The sequence below is a fragment of the Loktanella sp. R86503 genome (assembly GCF_042466455.1).
Classification (GTDB): Bacteria; Pseudomonadota; Alphaproteobacteria; order Rhodobacterales; family Rhodobacteraceae; genus Loktanella.
The window spans coordinates 1118477-1135393 of sequence record NZ_JAXHCI010000002.1; the positions used below are offsets into that span (position 1 = coordinate 1118477).

Sequence of the window (16917 nt, forward strand, 5' to 3'; positions counted from 1 at the left end):
TCCTTTCTTCAGGCAGCCGGAAGGCCGCGCTGCATCAGATCATAGGGGTGTTTCCAGCCCGGCGTCGCCGCGATGCGGTCCAGCCAGGCGTCGATGTTGGGGAACGCTTTGCGATCAAATCCAAAGGGTTCAGTATAGAAAAAGTAGCCGCAGCAGGCGATATCCGCGATGGTTAGCTCTTCTGTTGCAAGCCAGGCACGATTAGCCAAATGTGCCTCCATGATTTTCAAGGCGGATTTCAGACGCATCAACAAAAAGTCGTTTACGTCCGCATTGCGCTTCGCCTCGGGAAGATAGTTCATATTGAACCGCAAAGTGCCGGCGACTCCGCTGACCTTATGGTTGTCAAAGAACATCCATCGCAACACTTCGCGACGCTGCTCGGCACTTTTGCCGCCCAGTTTGGATGTCTTGGAGGTGATATAATCCTGAATAACCGCCGACTGGCTGATAATCAGGTCTCCATCCACCATCACAGGAACCTCACCCATGATGTTCAGCGCGCGAAACGCGGGGGTCCGGCTGGCACCGTTGAAGAAATCAACAAAGACCGGCTCCCACTCCACCCCCGCGAGGGTCATGGTCAGGGCGGCCTTATAGGCGTTCCCGCTTTCGCCGAAGCAATGTAGCTTGATCGTCATGTGGTGCCTCCCATGATATGCAGCGCCCGGCCGGGCGGTTGCGTTTTGAGTTTATTTTGCCAGATGAAATAGGATCCTCGGTCCGCATTCATCGCTGGTTAACTGTCATCTGCTTTTCTCACGCGGCATGGCAGGCTGGAGAGCTGAGCCATGTGCCAGGTGAAGTCCTGTCCCGATAAGCGGGTAGCCAAACCGTGAGGCGGGGCAGGACGGATGCTGCTGGTCGGTTTCATCTGGCCAGAAATACTCCCCCCGGAGGGGCTGTGCTTTCAAACCGCGATGACGTTATTTTTTGCGCGCTTCCAGCTCCGAATTGAAAATACGCAGTCTATGCCCAAATGTGTCCTCGTTTAAAATACTGTCGAAGTTTTCAAATAGGAACGATAGCGCCTCTCCTTCGTCCAGCCCCGCCTCGCGTGCGAATTTCTTCAGGCGGCGGTAACCGTCTTCGGTCATGGCGACGGGAAAGCGGCGGGTGAGGCGTAGGCGTTTGGGCATTATTCGGTTCTCCTTTGGGGCAGGGTAGGGCGGGGTTGCTCCCGCCGCCAGCCTCAAAAGTTTGCAGCCTCCAGCGCCATGACCGTATCGCCGCCCGTGTTAATGCGCGCTAGGTGCAGCGCGGTGCTGGGCAGTTGGCGCGCCATGTAGTAGCGGCCGGTCGCGATTTTGGTGTTCAGGAAGTCGGTGTCGCTAGCGCCGCCGTCCAGTGCTTCCATCGCGGCCTTGCCCATGCGCGCCCACATGTAGCCGAGGCAGACGTGGCCCATCAGGTGCATGAAGTCATACGACCCCGACAATGCGTTGTTGGGGTTTTTCATCGACCCCATGAAGTACATCGCCGCGGCCTGCATGTCTTTGCTGGCGGCTTTGAGCGGGTCAAGGAAGTCTTTCTTCAGCGCCTCGTTGCCTTCATTTTCCTTGATGAATGATTTCACCATTTCAAAGAAGCCCATCAGGTGCTTGCCGCCGTCGATGGCGAGCTTGCGGCCCACGAGGTCCAGCGCTTGCACGCCGTTTGCGCCCTCGTAGATCATGGCGATGCGGGCATCGCGTGCGAATTGGGACATGCCCCATTCTTCGATATAGCCGTGACCGCCGTATACCTGCTGGGCGGCAACCGCATATTCAAAGCCCTTGTCGGTCAGGAAACCTTTGATGACCGGGGTCATCAGGGACACGAGGCCTTCGGCATCCTTGTCGTCATTCTGGTGCGCACGATCAAGCAGCGATGCACCCCAGAAGGTGAAAGCGCGCGCGCCTTCGTTGAAAGACTTCTGATCCATCAGGTTACGGCGGATGTCGGGGTGCACGATCAGTGGATCGGCGGGGCCGTCGGGGTTTTGCACGCCGGTGACAGCGCGGCCCTGCAGGCGGTCCTTGGCGTAGGCCACGGCGTTCTGATAGGCGACTTCGGACTGGGCGTAGCCTTGCAGGCCAACGCCGAGGCGCGCTTCGTTCATCATCACGAACATGGCACGCATGCCTTTGTGCTCTTCGCCGATCAGGTAGCCCGTGGCTTCGTCATAGTTCATCACGCAGGTCGAATTGCCGTGGATGCCCATCTTTTCTTCAATTTTACCGACACTGACGCCGTTACGATCGCCAAGGGTGCCGTCTTCGTTCACGATGATCTTGGGCACGATGAACAGGGACACGCCCTTGATACCATCGGGGCCGCCGGGGATTTTCGCCAGCACAAGGTGGATGATGTTGTCCGACATGTCGTGATCGCCGGCCGAGATAAAAATCTTTTGCCCGGACACTTTGAAGCTGCCGTCATCCTGCGGCACGGCCTTTGTGCGCATGAGGCCCAGATCGGTGCCGCAATGCGGTTCGGTCAGGTTCATGGTGCCGGTCCATTCGCAGGACGCCAGTTTTGGAACATACATGTCCTTTTGCGCATCCGTGCCGTGGGCCAGAATGGCCGACAGCGCGCCGTGGGTCAGGCCCTGATACATGTTGAACGCCATGTTGGCGCTGACCATCGGTTCCTGCGCGGCGGTGTGCATGATGTAAGGCAGGCCCTGACCGCCGTATTGTTCTGGCACATCCATGCCGGTCCAGCCGCCTTCGCGCACCTGATCAAAGGCGGCCTTGAAGCCGCTCGGCGTGCGCACGACGCCGTTTTCCAGCACGCAGCCCTCCGTGTCGCCCACCACGTTCAGCGGCGACAGCACGTCAGAGGAAATCTTGCCGGCTTCTTCCAGAACGGCACCTGTAAAATCGCGGTCCAGATCAGCGTAACCGGGGACGTCCTGTTCGGACACTTTCAGCAGATCGTGCAGAACGAACTGATAATCCTTGAGCGGTGCGGTATAGCTAGGCATAGGTCTCTCTCCCTTAAGGCAGTAATAGCGGCGTCAGGCAGCGCTGTGCTTTTGGCCGGCAATCTCTTTCAATTTGGCTGCGCCCCATTCCATCTGGGCCTTCAGCTCTGCAATGGCTTCGTTCAGCTCGGCCTTTTGCGCTTCCATTTCGGCCAGATGCTTTTCGGCAAGGGCGTAGGATTGGCTAAGCTGGGTCAGCTGGCCGTCATTCATCTGGTATAGGTCCAGAAGCTGACGAATTTCTTCAAGGCTGAAGCCAAAGCGCTTGCCGCGCAAAATCAGCTTCAACCGGGCCCGGTCGGACCGGGTAAACAGGCGGCGTTGACCTTCACGCAGCGGGAACAGCAGTTCCTTTGCTTCGTAAAAGCGCAAGGTGCGGGGCGTGACGTCGAAAGCGTCACACATTTCGCGGATATTCAGGGTCTCGTTCGGCATGGCAAAACTCTTTCGCTCTGGCGGGTATCACCGTCAGATCAACGCTTAATCATGCTTCTACAATGAATGTTGACGTTAACGTAAACATGACGTGGCGTCAGAAAATGCGTGACGAAAGGTCAGATAAATTTACCCTGCGTCAGGCGCAATTTTGTAAGGTGCGCTTACTTTAGGGAAGCTGCAGTTTCGTCGCGCAACCGCTGCAACTCGTCCATCGTCTCTTCGAGCTGGCGGCGCTGTTCGGCCAGTTCTTTCATCTGGCGGTCCGCCAGTTCGACCCAAGCCTGCATCTGGGCGGCGGTGCCTTCCTTTTCATAGATCAGCAACCACTGGCGGATGTCTTCCAGCGCAAAGCCGAACCGGCGCCCGCGCATGATCAACGTCATCCGCGCCTGATCGCGGCCACTATAGAATCGGGCGCGCCCCTCCCGCTCGGGCGAGAGAAGCTCGATGTATTCATAGTAACGCAAGGTGCGCGGCGTCACATCGTAACGGGCGCACATTTCCTTGAATGACAAACGGCTTGTAGGCATCTCACTCCTCCTCTGGCGCTAACCTAGCGCCGCGGGGGGGCAGGGGCAAACGGTCAGTTTGTGAAACCGGGCGGGGCAAATCGATTTTCCACGCTCAGGGATGACTGCAGGATCGCACAAAAGGCGGTCGCACCCGCGGCGGCATCGGGATGACGGGCCACTGCCTGAAAACACGAACATGGGGGTTGCGCGCTGCTGCGCAGGTGTCAAGTTGTCGTAAACCGTAAGAGGCCCGTATTATGCCCGACGCACCAGCGCCGCCCCCTGATCAGACCCTGAAAGATCCGCGCAAAAAGATCGCCTCGCAGTTCATTGCGATGATCCCCCACGCGGGTGCCCTGTCGATGTCCCTGACCGATGTCGGCGACGGAGAGGCGGTCATCACCATGCCTTATGACGCGCGTCTTGTGGGGGATCCCGAAACCGGCGTGATCCATGGCGGTGCCGTATCGGCCCTGATGGATACCTGTTGCGGGGCAGCGGTGATGCTGCATCCGGCGGCGGGGATGGGCACGGCGACAATCGATCTGCGCATTGACTACATGCGCCCAGCCACGCCGGGGCAGATGATCACGGCCCGTGCCACCTGCTACCATGTCACCCGCTCTGTCGCCTTTGTGCGCGCCGTGGCGCTGGATGATGATACCGACCGCCCCGTCGCCTGCGCGACCGGTGCCTTTACCGTGGAAAGGTCCGGCAAATGAGCATCCCCCCCAAGCGTGCCCGGCCAGAGCCGGTGCAGGTCGTCAAACAGCGCCGCGATGCAACGCTGCAAAGCCTGGTGCAGGGCGTGCCCTATATCCAGTTCCTCGGCATCCAGTTCGAACGCCACGGGGACGAGCTGACGGCCGTGCTGCCCTACGCGGACAAGCTGATCGGCAACCCGATGATTCCCGCACTGCACGGCGGCGTCACCGCGGCCTTCCTTGAAGTAACGGCCATCATAGAACTGTCCTGGGCCATGATCTGGGAAGACATGGAAGCGGGCACCGAACCTGTTCCCCGCCGCCTGCCCAAGACGATCGACTTTAACGTGGACTACCTGCGTTCCGGCCTGCCGCGCGACGCCTATGCGCGGGCGCGGGTCAACCGCAGCGGGCGGCGCTATGCCTCTGTCCATGTCGAGGCCTGGCAGGACAACCGCTCGCGCCTGTTTGCGCAGGCGACGGGGCATTTCCTGATGCCATTGCGCGGCGAGGACGGCGCATAGCATGGACCTGACCCACCGGCGCGTCTTGCACATCGCCTTACCGGTGGTGATTTCCAACGCGACTGTCCCGATCCTTGGTGTCGTCGATACGGGCGTTGTCGGGCAGTTGGGGCAGGCCGCCCCGATCGGTGCCGTCGGCATCGGTGCGATCATCCTGACGGCGATCTACTGGATCTTCGGCTTTTTGCGCATGGGCACCTCGGGTCTGACCGCGCAGGCCGTCGGCGCCAATGATGCGCCAGAGGTCGCAGCCCTGCTGTCGCGCGCCCTGATGATCGGCCTTGCCGCAGGCACCGTCATCATTGCCGCGCAAGCGCTTCTCTTCGCCGGGGCCTTCGCGATTTCCCCCGCCAGCGCAGAGGTTGAAAGCCTCGCGCGGCAATATATGGGCATCCGCGTCTGGTCTGCCCCGGCTGCCATCGCGCTTTATGGCATCACCGGCTGGTTGATTGCGCAGGAACGCACCGGCGCGGTGCTTGCGATTCAAGTGCTGATGAACGGGGCCAACATCGCCCTCGATCTGCTGTTCGTGCTGCATCTGGACTGGGGCGTGCCGGGCGTCGCCTGGGCGACCTTTTTGGCCGAATGGGGCGGCTTTGCGCTGGGCCTGTGGCTGTGCCGCGCGGCCTTTCTTGTGCCTGCATGGCGCGACTGGCCACGTGTGTTTGACCGCGCCAAACTGACCCGCATGAGCATCGTTAACGGCGACATCATGATCCGGTCTATCCTGCTGCAGGCGATCTTTGTCAGCTTTCTGTTCTGGGGGGCGGACTTCGGCGATGTCCAGCTTGCCGCGAACCAGATCCTGCTGCAATTTCTGCACGTGACATCATACGCCCTCGATGGCTTTGCCATTGCGGCCGAATCCCTTGTGGGTCAGGCGCTTGGCCGCCGGAACAGGCGGGCACTGCGCCGCGCTGCGCTGCTGACCTCCGGCTGGGCCGCAGGCATCTGCGCCGCGCTGGCGCTGGCCTTTGCACTGGCCGGCGGCCTTATCATCGACACCATGACGACTGCGCCCGACGTGCAGATCGCCGCGCGCCATTACCTGCCCTACATGGTCGCAGCCCCCTTGGCGGGGCTTGCCGCATGGATGCTGGATGGCATCTTTATCGGGGCGACCCGCACCACCGACATGCGCAACATGATGGTCATCTCTGCCTTGCTCTATTTTGCATGCGTCATTCCCTTGATGGCCGCCTTCGGCAATCACGGCCTCTGGCTTGGTCTTCTGGCCGCTTTCGTCTTTCGCGGCATTACCCTTGGCCTGCGCTACCCCGCGCTTGAACGCAGCGCGGGTCCCCCTTCTTCTGGTTGAAAATATCCCGGGGGGGCCGCGCCAGCGGCGGGGGCAGCGCCCCCTCCAACCCGTCAAAGTGATCGCGGACCCCTCGACTCTGCCGCCCGGCGGCGCGATAAATACGCCATGTCCTTGCCTCCCGGTTTCCTTGACGAATTGCGCACCCGCCTGTCGCTGACGCAGGTCGTCGGGCGCAAGGTCATGTGGGACAACAAAAAGTCCAATCAGGGCAAGGGTGACATGTGGGCACCGTGCCCGTTCCATCAGGAAAAATCCGCCAGCTTTCATGTCGATGACCGCAAGGGATTCTACTACTGCTTCGGTTGTCACGCCAAAGGCGATGCGATTTCTTTCGTGCGCGAAACCGAAAACGTCGATTTCATGGAAGCCGTCAAGATTCTTGCGGATGAAGCCGGCCTGCCCATGCCCGAACGCGATCCGCGGGCGCAGCAAAAAGCCGACACGCGCAGCGCGTTGGCAGATGTGATGGAACAGGCGGTCCAGCATTTCCGCTTGAACCTGAACACCTCTGGCGCGACCGATGCCCGCGCCTATCTGGAAAAGCGCGGCTTGAACAAGGATGCGCTGGCCCGCTGGGATATCGGCTTTGCCCCCGGCAATGGCGGCGTGCTGGCAGCGCTGACGGCCAAGGGCGTGCCGGTCGATCAGGTCATCGCCGCCGGCCTCGCCGCCAAAAGCGACATGGGCGGCGCGCCTTATGACCGCTTCCGCGGCCGCATCATGTTCCCGATCCGCGACGCGCGGGGGCGGGCCATTGCTTTTGGCGGGCGGGCGATGGACCCCAATGCCAAGGCGAAATACTACAACTCTCCGGAAACCGAACTTTTCGACAAATCCCGCACGCTGTTCAACGTGCAAAAGGCCCGCGCCGCTGCCGGAAAAGGTCAGCCGCTCATCGTGTCCGAAGGTTATATGGACGTTATCGCCCTGTCAGAGGCCGGGTTCGAGGCTGCCGTTGCCCCCCTTGGCACTGCTGTGACGGAACATCACCTGCACATGCTGTGGCGTATCGCGCCCGAACCCATCATCGCGCTGGACGGTGATACTGCCGGCCTGCGCGCGGCGATGCGCACGATTGATCTGGCGCTGCCGCTGCTTGTCGCGGGGCAATCCTTGCGCTTTGCCATGATGCCGACCGGGATGGACCCGGACGATGTACTTAAGCAGCAGGGCAAGCAGGCGATGCAGGACATCATCGATGCCGCGATCCCCATGGTGCAGCTGTTGTGGCAACGCGAAACCGAAGGCAAGGTCTTTGACAGCCCCGAACGCAGGGCGGCGCTGGACAAGACCCTGCGTGACAAGATCATGCAGATCGTCGATCCGTCGATCCGCAGCCATTACGGCGAGGCAATCAAGGAAATGCGCTGGGACCTGTTCCGCAGGCGCAAACAGCAGGCGGGCGGCAAGGGATTTACCCCGCGCAAAACGGCCAAGTGGAACCCCAAGCAACAACCCTGGGAGCGGGACCGCGCCCCCGTGGCCAGCAACCGCAGCTCCGCCCTTGGGGCCGGGATCGGCGATCAAAGCCATATGCGCGAAGCCGTCGTTTTGGCGACATTGATCGCAACGCCCTCGGTTTTGCCCAAGTTTATAGCCCAGCTTGAACTGATGGACTGCCGCGATCCGAACCATATGCAGATGCGCAATGCGATCCTGCGCGCGCCCGACGGGGCCGACCTGCGCAGCACGCTGGAACAAGAGCTTGGTCCCGACGTCGTCGCCGGTCTGATCGGCAACCGCATGGTGCAGATCACATCGGGCCTGTGCAAACCGGGCAATACGGAATTCGCGGCAAGCTGTTTGTCCGAAAGCTTTGCCAAACTCGCCGCCAGCCGCGCCTTGCCGCTAGAGGAAGAAGAAGCGCGCTATGCCATCGACGCAGCCGACGAAAGCCTGACCTGGCGTATTCGCCAGGCCAAAGAGGCGCTGGATAACTCCGAAGTCATCGCCAGCGGCAGCAGCGCGGAAATGGTCGTGGCGGAAAACGGCGCGACTTTGGACAGCGAACAGCTCAAGATTTCCCGCGCGCTTTGGGAAAGCCTGACGATTGCAAAACCCAATCGGGACCCTAAGTAGGTGCATCAGGCGTCCGCCGGGGTGGAACCTGTCTTGGATATGGTGCAACAGGGCTGGGAAATCAGACCAATTGCGGTTGCGAATCAGACGCACACAGCGTTGATTCGATCTAACCGAATCACCGGACCAGATGATTCGCCCTGACGCATCGTCGCCCGCGACACGAGGAGACCGCCACATGGCCGCCAAAGATAACGACGACCGCAAGGACGATGCCGACAGCGACATCAGCCTTGATATGAGCCAGGCTGCGGTCAAAAAGATGATTCAGGACGCGCGCGAGCGTGGCTATATCACTTATGACCAGTTGAACGCCGTTCTGCCGCCAGAGCAGGTCAGCTCTGACCAGATCGAAGACGTGATGTCGATGCTGTCCGAAATGGGCATCCAGGTCACCGAAGAAGAAGAATCCGAAGAAAGCGAAGAGCCCGCCGGCCCGACGGATATCGCCACAATCCAAGGCAGCCGCGACGTCGCCCTTGGCGGGGCAGAGGCTGAAAAGCTGGATCGCACGGACGATCCCGTTCGCATGTATCTGCGCGAAATGGGCAGCGTCGAATTGCTGTCGCGCGAAGGCGAAATCGCCATCGCCAAGCGTATCGAGGCTGGCCGCAACACGATGATCCTCGGGCTTTGCGAAAGCCCGCTGACCTTTCAGGCGATCACGATCTGGCGCGACGAACTTTTGTCCGAAGACATTCTGCTGCGCGACGTTATCGATCTGGAAACCACATTCGGCAACCAGCTAGGCGATGACGACAGCGAAGTGCCCGTCGTCACCCCCGGTGCCGATGCACCGACCAAGGACAGCGACAGCGGCTCTGACCTGGACGCCGATGGCAACCCGATTGCCAAGGACGACGACGAGGATGACGACGAGCAGGCCAACATGTCGCTGGCTGCGATGGAAGCCGCGCTGAAGCCGCGCGTGCTGGAAACGCTGGAAATTATCGCCAGCGACTTTGCCAAATTGTCCGAAATGCAGGACGCGCGGATGTCCGCGACCCTGAACGAGGACAGCAGCTTTTCCACCAACGAAGAAGCGACCTATCAGTCGCTGCGGTCGGAAATTGTGGAACGGGTGAACTCTCTTCACCTGCACAACAACCGTATCGAAGCGCTGATCGACCAGCTTTACGGCATTAACCGCCGCATCATGCAGATCGACTCTGCCATGGTGAAACTGGCTGACCAGGCCCGGATCAACCGCCGCGAATTCATCGACGCCTATCGCGGCCGCGAACTTGATCCGAACTGGCTGGAAGACATCGGCGAAAAGGCTGGCCGCGGCTGGCAGGCGCTGATTGAACGGTCCACCGACAAGATTGAGGAACTGCGCGGCGATATGGCTCAGGTCGGCCAATACGTCGGCGTCGATATCACCGAATTCCGCCGCATCGTGCAGCAGGTCCAGAAGGGCGAAAAAGAAGCCCGGCAGGCCAAAAAGGAAATGGTCGAGGCGAACCTGCGGCTCGTGATTTCCATCGCGAAAAAGTACACGAACCGCGGCCTGCAATTCCTTGATCTTATTCAGGAAGGCAACATCGGCCTGATGAAGGCTGTGGACAAATTCGAATACCGTCGCGGTTACAAGTTCAGCACCTATGCGACGTGGTGGATCCGTCAGGCGATCACCCGGTCCATCGCGGATCAGGCGCGCACGATCCGTATTCCGGTCCACATGATCGAGACGATTAACAAGCTGGTCCGCACGGGCCGCCAGATGCTGCACGAGATCGGCCGCGAACCGACACCGGAAGAGCTGGCCGAAAAGCTGCAGATGCCGCTGGAAAAAGTGCGCAAGGTGATGAAAATCGCCAAAGAGCCGATTTCGCTCGAAACGCCGATCGGCGACGAGGAAGACAGCCAGCTTGGTGATTTCATCGAGGACAAGAACGCGATCCTGCCGCTGGATTCCGCCATTCAGGAAAACCTGAAGGAAACCACGACCCGCGTGCTGGCCAGTCTGACCCCGCGCGAGGAACGTGTGCTGCGTATGCGGTTCGGGATTGGCATGAACACCGACCACACGCTGGAAGAGGTCGGTCAGCAGTTCAGCGTGACCCGTGAACGGATCCGTCAGATCGAAGCCAAGGCGCTGCGCAAGCTCAAGCATCCGTCGCGCAGCCGCAAGCTCCGTTCGTTCCTGGATCAGTAACGATGGGGTGGCTTTCAAAACTTTTCGGCGGGTCTGCTACACCGGCCGCGCCTGCCGGCGAGGATTATAACGGGTTTCACATCACGCCCCAGCCGATCAAGGACGGTCAGGTCTGGCGCGTCGCCGCCAAGATTTCCGCGACGGACAAGGGCACGGCGAAGACGCACGAGATGATCCGCGCCGATACGCTGCAAAGCCAGGAAGAAGCGGTCGCCGCGTCCCTGCGCAAGGCCAGGCAGATGATCGACGAACAAGGCATGCGCCTGTTCAGGGACTAAGCGGGCCAAACGGCATTTGAAAAGGCGGGGGCAAAAACCCCCGCCTTTTCGCTTTATACCAGATACTTACGGAAGTGATCCAAGGTGCGCTGCCATGACAGCTCTGCCGCTTCTTCGTCATAGCGGGGGGTGCTGTCGTTGTGGAAACCGTGATTGGCCCCCTCATAGATGAAGGCTTCGTAATTCTTGTCGTTAGCGTCCAGTGCCTCTTGATAGGGGGGCCAGCCTTCGTTCACCCGTTCGTCCAAACCGCCATAGTGGATCAGCAATGCTGCCTGAATGGCAGGCACATCGGCGGCCTCTGGCTGGCGGCCATAGTAGGGCACGGCGGCTTTCAGTTCCGGATAGGCAACGGCGGCCGCATTGGCGACGCCGCCGCCGTAACAAAAGCCGGTGATCCCGACGGCCCCGGTGGAATCTTCATGTGTCATCATAAATTCGACAGCGGCAAAGAAGTCGTTCATCAGTTTGGTTGGATCAACGGTCTGCTGCAGCTCGCGGCCTTCGTTGTCATTGCCGGGATATCCGCCGACAGAGCTTAGGCCGTCGGGCGCTAGCGCGATGAAACCTGCCTTGGCCAGACGGCGGGCGACGTCTTCGATATAGGGGTTCAAGCCGCGGTTTTCATGCACGACGACAACGGCGGGCAGGGGGCCTTCGGCATTGGCGGGGCGCACCAGATAGCCGCGCACATCGCCGTGGCCGTTGGGGGACGGGTAGGTGATGTATTCGGGCACGATGCTTTCGTCATTGAACGACACCTGTTCGGCCAGCGCATAGTTCGGTGCCATTAGGCCCAAGATGCCCGCGGCGGTCATCCCGCCAACGGCAAATTTGGCCGCACCGTCTAGAAACTGGCGCTTGGTGATCATGCCGTGAGCGTAAAAATCGTAAAGTTCTAGCAGCTTGGGGTCGAAATCCTTGGCGGTCAGTCGGGTCATGTCGCATCCTTTGATGTGGCGATGGAATGCGGGCAGGTTAGCGACGATATGTGACATGCATAGCAAAAGCGGGCGGCCATCACCAAATGATGATCGCCGCCCGCGCCAAAGGCCGATTTTTCGGCGAAAAATCGGAAAGCGCAGACTTAGCCGCGCGGCATTAAAAAGACTTCGCGCACATCGTTCACCTGGGATGCGTTCAGCGCCAGCATCACCGCGTCTGCCACGTCAGCCGGCTGCAGCTTGTCTGGCTTAGGTTCGTCAAAGAAGGCGGTATTGACCATACCGGGCGCCACGACCGTGCAACGGCCACCCCATTCCTTCATCTCCTCGGCCAGATTTCCGCCATAGCCGTGTACGAACCATTTCGTCGCGCCGTAAACTGAGCCTTTGATATGCGCGCGGCCCGCGGCTGATCCGGTCAGCACCATATGGCCGCGCGTCTTTTTCAGATGGGGCAGGGCCGCCTTGACGGTTTTCAGCAGGCCCATGATGTTCAGATCCACCATACCCTGCCAGTCTTCGATATTGCCGCCTTCGGCCCCGCCGCTGGACGTGCCGCGCCCGGCGTTGGCAAAGGCCGCATGGACATCGCCGTATCGGTCGGCAAGTTGCTTGAGGGCTTTTGCCTGATCGTCATAGCTTGTGGCATCGCCGGCAAGCGCCATGGCGTTGTCGCCCAGATCCGTCACCAGATCGTTCAGCTTGTCCTTGGACCGCGCGAACAGCCCGACGTTCCAGCCCGCCGCGACGGCCTTGCGCGCGGTGGCTTCGCCGATGCCGCTAGATGCGCCGGTGATGAAGAGTGTCTTGCCGGCCATGGCCTGCTCCTTATGCTGTGTGTTGCCGGCTTAACGCCCGGCGCGGATACAGGTTCAAAAGATGCAGCATGTTTTTACGATCGCGACGCAAGGTCAGGGGCTTTATGAATTTACCCGCGACGTGGCGGGATGGGTGCAGGGGACGGGTCTGCTGACACTGTTCGTGCGCCATACCTCTGCCAGTCTGCTGATCCAGGAAAACGCCGATCCGGAGGTGCAGACAGATCTGCGCGCGTTCTTCGGGCGTCTGGTGCCGCCGACGACGGACCCGGCAATGGCCTATCTGACCCACACCTATGAGGGGCCTGACGATATGCCGGCGCATATCAAGGCGGCGATGATGCCCGTATCGCTTAGCATTCCGGTGACAGACGGGCGCATGGCGCTGGGGACATGGCAGGGCATCTATCTGTTCGAACACCGCGATGCGCCGCACCGGCGGCAGGTGGTCGCCCATCTGGCATGACGTGCACAAAAGACTCACTCGCACCCTCCATATGCGGGGGGTGATTCTGGCCCCTACCCAAAGGCTGGGGCTGCGCCTATAGTCGCTGTGGATAACTTGGGGCAAACCCCAAGAGGCGGACAGAATACGAGGACTGGCTATGCGGTGCCCCTTTTGCGGAAATGTCGACACTCAGGTAAAGGATTCCCGTCCGGCAGAGGATCATGTCGCGATCCGGCGGCGACGGTTTTGCCCGGCCTGCGGCGGGCGGTTCACGACCTATGAACGTGTGCAGCTGCGCGATCTGGTCGTCATCAAATCCACCGGCAAGCGCGAGGATTTCGACCGCGACAAGCTGGAACGCTCCATCCGGATCGCGCTTCAGAAGCGTCCGGTAGAGCCGGAGCGGATGGACCAGATGATCAGCGGCATCGTGCGGCGCCTTGAAAGCATGGGCGAAACGGACATCCCCTCCGGCACGATCGGAGAGATCGTGATGGAAAGCCTCGCGCGGATCGACACCGTCGCCTATGTGCGTTTTGCCAGCGTTTACAAGAACTTTCAGGCGGCAGATGATTTCGAGAAGTTTATGAACGATCTGCGCCCGAATACCAAACCAGACGCATGACCGCCGCCGCTGACGCCCGCTATATGGCGCTGGCGCTGGCCTTGGGGCGGCGCGGGATGGGGCAGGTCTGGCCGAACCCGGCGGTGGGCTGCGTTATTGTCAAGGATGGCGTGATCGTCGGGCGCGGGGCCACCCAGCGCGGCGGGCGTCCCCATGCGGAACGGGTTGCACTGGAACAGGCCGGTGACGCCGCGCGCGGTGCGACGGTCTATGTCACGCTGGAACCCTGTGCCCATACGGGCAAGACCCCCCCCTGCGCCGATGCCCTGATTGCGGCTGGTGCGGCGCGGGTTGTCGTGGCGATTGGCGATCCTGATCCGCGTGTCGCAGGGCAGGGGCTGGTGCGCCTGCGCGAGGCGGGGATCACGGTCGAACTGGGGCTGATGCAGGAACAGGCTGCCCGCGATCACGCAGGCTTTTTAAGCCGCGTGACGCAGGGGCGGCCTTTTGTAACGCTGAAACTGGCAAGCAGTCTGGACGGGCGCATCGCAACTGCAAGCGGCGAAAGCCGCTGGATCACAGGGCCGCAGGCCCGGCGGGCCGTCCATGCCCTGCGTGCGCGCCATGATGCGGTGCTGGTGGGCGCGGGCACGGCGCGGTCGGATGATCCGATGCTGGACGTGCGCGATCTGGGCGAGGTGCGCCAGCCGGTGCGCGTTGTCATTTCCCGCGATTTGAACCTGCCGATCAATGCGCGGCTTGTGCAGACCGCGCGCGCGCAGCCGGTCTGGCTGTGCCACGGGCCGGACGCCGATACCCGCGACTGGATCAAGGTAGGGGTGCAGACCGTAGAATGTGCGGTGTCGCATCACCGGATGGACATGCGCTCTGTGCTGCATGCCTTGGCAGACCGCGGCATCACCCGCGTGCTGTGCGAAGGCGGCGGTCATCTGGCGGCAAGCCTGTTGCAGGCGCGGTTGGTGGACGAACTGGTTGTAATGCAGGCCGGGGTCGCGATTGGCGCGGACGGGTTGCCGTCCTTGTCGGGGCTGGGTGTGCTGGAACTGCAGGACGCGCCGCGCTTTACCCTGACGGATGTGTCAGCGGTTGGCGGCGATGTGGTGCAATACTGGCACCCCGCCTAACGCCGCCAAAGCCACGCCTGACCGGCAAGGGCACCCTGCATTTTCGCCAGCGTGCGATTGGCGCGGCCGGGGCGCGGCAGATCGCCGGCAATCAGCCGGTCCACGATAACCTCGACCGGGCAGGGCAGGCCCGTGACGGGGTCAAAATAGCGCGGATAATCGATCAGCACCGCATGGACGAGAGCCGTCAGATCAGGGATGGCGGCGCGGCGCGGAATCGGCATGGCGCGGTCATCGGTCAGACCCCAGCCCGCATAGAACGGTGTGCCAAGGCAGGTGACGCGTTTGCCGCGCAACAGCGCCTCGAACCCAAGCGTGCTGGTCATCGTCCACACTTCATCCACCAACCCTATCGCGGTGATGGCGTCCATGCCCGGCAGCACGGCATCGGCATAGTCGGCGGCGTCCGGCACAGCGCCATTGCGCAGACCTTTTTCGACGTCGGGGTGCGGTTTATAAAGGATCACCGCCGCAGGATTGGCGGCGCGGGCGGCGCGCAGCAAATCCGCGTTGGTGGTCACGTCCGATGTGCCCAACCGGATCGAAGCATCGTCTGCAACTTGCCCCGGCACCAAAATCCGCCGCCCCGCAGGCAGGCCGCGCAGCGGGTCGGTGGCACCGAGGTTGTATTTCGACAGCCCCGCTTTGATCAGTTTTGCGATCAGCCGGTCCGCACGGGCGCGGGCACCGGCGGGCAGATCGCAGGCGGCGGCGATCAAGGTTTCCAGCTGCGAGGGCCGGGTCGGGTCATAGTAGATCCCGACCGGGTCCAGCACCAGCGACAGCGGCGGGATCAGATCAGCACCCAGCCCGCGGGATCGCAGAAAGCCGTCCTCGATCCGGACCATATCAGTATCTTGCGGTGCCTTTGATGCCCAGATCATGTGACGGCGGGAGTCATCTGCTGCGGTATCGGCTTTGCTGAACCGCATGGGCTTGTGCCGTCCAAACACCTTTTGCAGGGGGCTGCGTTTCCAAAGGCTCAGCCTGTGTCCCGTCCAGCCACTGCGGTCGTCGCGCCACGCGCGGGCTTGCGCGGTCAGGGCTGAAATTGCATCCTCTACCTCGCACAGGGTGTCGCGATAAGGATCATACCACGTCGGATAAAGGATCATCGCCCCCGCAAACAACTGCGCCCGCGTCAGACGGCGCTGGCGGCGGTCCAGCGGCATCCGGTCATCGGTCAGGCCCCAGCCCATATAGAACGGCTGGCCAAAAACGACGGGTCTGTGACCGGCGAGGATTGCTTCGAACCCCAGTTGCGATGACACGGTATAGACGGCAATGGCCCCCGCTAGCAGCGCATGAGGCGAGACCGGATCATCGCAAAGCGTAATGCGCGGATCGGCGTATTGGTCAGTGAAATAGCCCCGCCGGTGGCCAGCGGCGGTTTCGGGATGGGTCTTGATGATGATGCGCGCGTTCGGATGATCGGTTTGCGCATAGAACAGCATTTCACGAAAGGTATTGGCGTCGGCCTTGCTGGCGGTAACGGCGGCATCGCCGCGCGTCTGGTCGATCACCAGCACATAGCCGGGATCGGGCACGGGCAGGGCGGGATCAAAGGCGTTGTATTTCGACAGATGGGAGCGGGCGATGTCATCCATCGCGGCGCGGGCGCGGTCCAGAAGGGCAGTATCGCCCAGAGGATCGTCGCGCAGGATACATTCCAGATCGCTGGGCTGGGCGGGATCGTAATGCATGCCCCGGCTGTCGATCACCAGACCGATGGGCGGCTCTCCATCCCGGCCGGGCAGGACAGAGCGCAGAAAGGCGTCTTCCACCCGCACAATGGGGGCGGCGCGTCTGGCGGCGACCGCTTCGCCGCGCGGGGCGGTGGGGGAATGGCCCCAGACGCCCACGGTGTCGCCGTCGCCGGGCAGCCCAAGGGAAATGTCCCAACCCGCCAGCGCCAGAATACGTCGCACGCGGGTCTGGGTCAGAAATCCGCCGTTGTAAACGAAAAGCCGCCGCAGGTTTTCACCTGCGGCGGCTGTTGTCTGATCGGAAGGCAC

The 16917-nt window shown here is 61.4% G+C and carries 17 protein-coding genes; 9 read left to right on the top strand and 8 right to left on the bottom strand.

What is annotated here, in order from left to right:
* Nucleotides 1-8: 8 nt before the first annotated feature.
* The 5 genes from SJY10_RS06430 to SJY10_RS06450 form a co-directional block, all read right to left on the bottom strand.
* On the bottom strand, nt 9-641 hold the full coding sequence (locus SJY10_RS06430; RefSeq protein WP_386680694.1) for a glutathione S-transferase family protein: 633 nt from the start codon (nt 639-641) through the stop codon (nt 9-11).
* Between the two features lie 285 nt (nt 642-926).
* Nucleotides 927-1139, bottom strand: coding sequence for a hypothetical protein (locus SJY10_RS06435; RefSeq protein ID WP_090189181.1), 213 nt, complete (start codon nt 1137-1139; stop codon nt 927-929).
* Nucleotides 1140-1192: 53 nt separating this feature from the next.
* Entirely contained in the window at nt 1193-2968 is a 1776-nt protein-coding gene (locus SJY10_RS06440; protein ID WP_386680697.1) for an acyl-CoA dehydrogenase C-terminal domain-containing protein, read from the bottom strand.
* Nucleotides 2969-3001: 33 nt separating this feature from the next.
* Nucleotides 3002-3403 (bottom strand): MerR family DNA-binding transcriptional regulator, encoded by a 402-nt coding sequence (locus tag SJY10_RS06445; protein WP_386680699.1) that lies wholly within the window; start codon nt 3401-3403, stop codon nt 3002-3004.
* 164 nt (nt 3404-3567) lie between these two features.
* Nucleotides 3568-3936 carry a MerR family DNA-binding transcriptional regulator gene (locus SJY10_RS06450; protein WP_386680701.1) on the bottom strand — a complete coding sequence of 123 codons (369 nt, stop codon included), beginning with the start codon at nt 3934-3936 and terminating at the stop codon, nt 3568-3570.
* Nucleotides 3937-4175: 239 nt separating this feature from the next.
* Here SJY10_RS06450 and SJY10_RS06455 point away from each other — a divergent pair, with 239 nt between their 5' ends.
* From SJY10_RS06455 to SJY10_RS06480, 6 genes are all read left to right on the top strand, one after another.
* Nucleotides 4176-4640, top strand: a complete 465-nt coding sequence (locus SJY10_RS06455) for a PaaI family thioesterase (protein WP_386680704.1) — start codon at nt 4176-4178, stop codon at nt 4638-4640.
* A complete protein-coding gene (locus SJY10_RS06460; RefSeq protein ID WP_386680707.1) occupies nt 4637-5146 on the top strand; it encodes a PaaI family thioesterase in 510 nt (169 codons plus the stop codon). The genes SJY10_RS06455 and SJY10_RS06460 overlap by 4 nt, the downstream gene beginning before the upstream one ends.
* 1 nt (nt 5147) lies before the next feature.
* Entirely contained in the window at nt 5148-6464 is a 1317-nt protein-coding gene (locus tag SJY10_RS06465) for an MATE family efflux transporter (protein ID WP_386680710.1), read from the top strand.
* Nucleotides 6465-6572: 108 nt separating this feature from the next.
* Nucleotides 6573-8546, top strand: coding sequence for a DNA primase (dnaG, locus tag SJY10_RS06470; protein WP_386680713.1), 1974 nt, complete (start codon nt 6573-6575; stop codon nt 8544-8546).
* 178 nt (nt 8547-8724) lie between these two features.
* On the top strand, nt 8725-10704 hold the full coding sequence (rpoD, locus tag SJY10_RS06475; RefSeq protein WP_386680716.1) for an RNA polymerase sigma factor RpoD: 1980 nt from the start codon (nt 8725-8727) through the stop codon (nt 10702-10704).
* A gap of 2 nt (nt 10705-10706) precedes the next feature.
* Nucleotides 10707-10982, top strand: a complete 276-nt coding sequence (locus tag SJY10_RS06480) for an HlyU family transcriptional regulator (RefSeq protein WP_386680718.1) — start codon at nt 10707-10709, stop codon at nt 10980-10982.
* Nucleotides 10983-11035: 53 nt separating this feature from the next.
* Here SJY10_RS06480 and yghX read toward each other — a convergent pair whose 3' ends face one another.
* Complete coding sequence (gene yghX, locus SJY10_RS06485; RefSeq protein WP_386680721.1) at nt 11036-11923, bottom strand: YghX family hydrolase; 888 nt, start codon at nt 11921-11923, stop codon at nt 11036-11038.
* Nucleotides 11924-12069: 146 nt separating this feature from the next.
* The gene (locus SJY10_RS06490; RefSeq protein ID WP_386680723.1) at nt 12070-12744 is read right to left on the bottom strand and encodes an SDR family oxidoreductase; all 675 of its coding nucleotides are present in this window, start codon (nt 12742-12744) and stop codon (nt 12070-12072) included.
* A gap of 61 nt (nt 12745-12805) precedes the next feature.
* Here SJY10_RS06490 and SJY10_RS06495 point away from each other — a divergent pair, with 61 nt between their 5' ends.
* From SJY10_RS06495 to ribD, 3 genes are all read left to right on the top strand, one after another.
* Entirely contained in the window at nt 12806-13210 is a 405-nt protein-coding gene (locus SJY10_RS06495; protein WP_386680725.1) for a secondary thiamine-phosphate synthase enzyme YjbQ, read from the top strand.
* A gap of 139 nt (nt 13211-13349) precedes the next feature.
* A complete protein-coding gene (gene nrdR, locus SJY10_RS06500) occupies nt 13350-13817 on the top strand; it encodes a transcriptional regulator NrdR (RefSeq protein ID WP_090189208.1) in 468 nt (155 codons plus the stop codon).
* Nucleotides 13814-14902, top strand: coding sequence for a bifunctional diaminohydroxyphosphoribosylaminopyrimidine deaminase/5-amino-6-(5-phosphoribosylamino)uracil reductase RibD (gene ribD, locus SJY10_RS06505; protein WP_386680727.1), 1089 nt, complete (start codon nt 13814-13816; stop codon nt 14900-14902). The genes nrdR and ribD overlap by 4 nt, the downstream gene beginning before the upstream one ends.
* Here the strand turns inward: ribD and SJY10_RS06510 are convergent.
* Nucleotides 14899-16917: a capsular polysaccharide biosynthesis protein gene (locus SJY10_RS06510; protein WP_386680730.1), complete on the bottom strand. Its 2019-nt coding sequence runs from the start codon at nt 16915-16917 to the stop codon at nt 14899-14901. The genes ribD and SJY10_RS06510 overlap by 4 nt on opposite strands.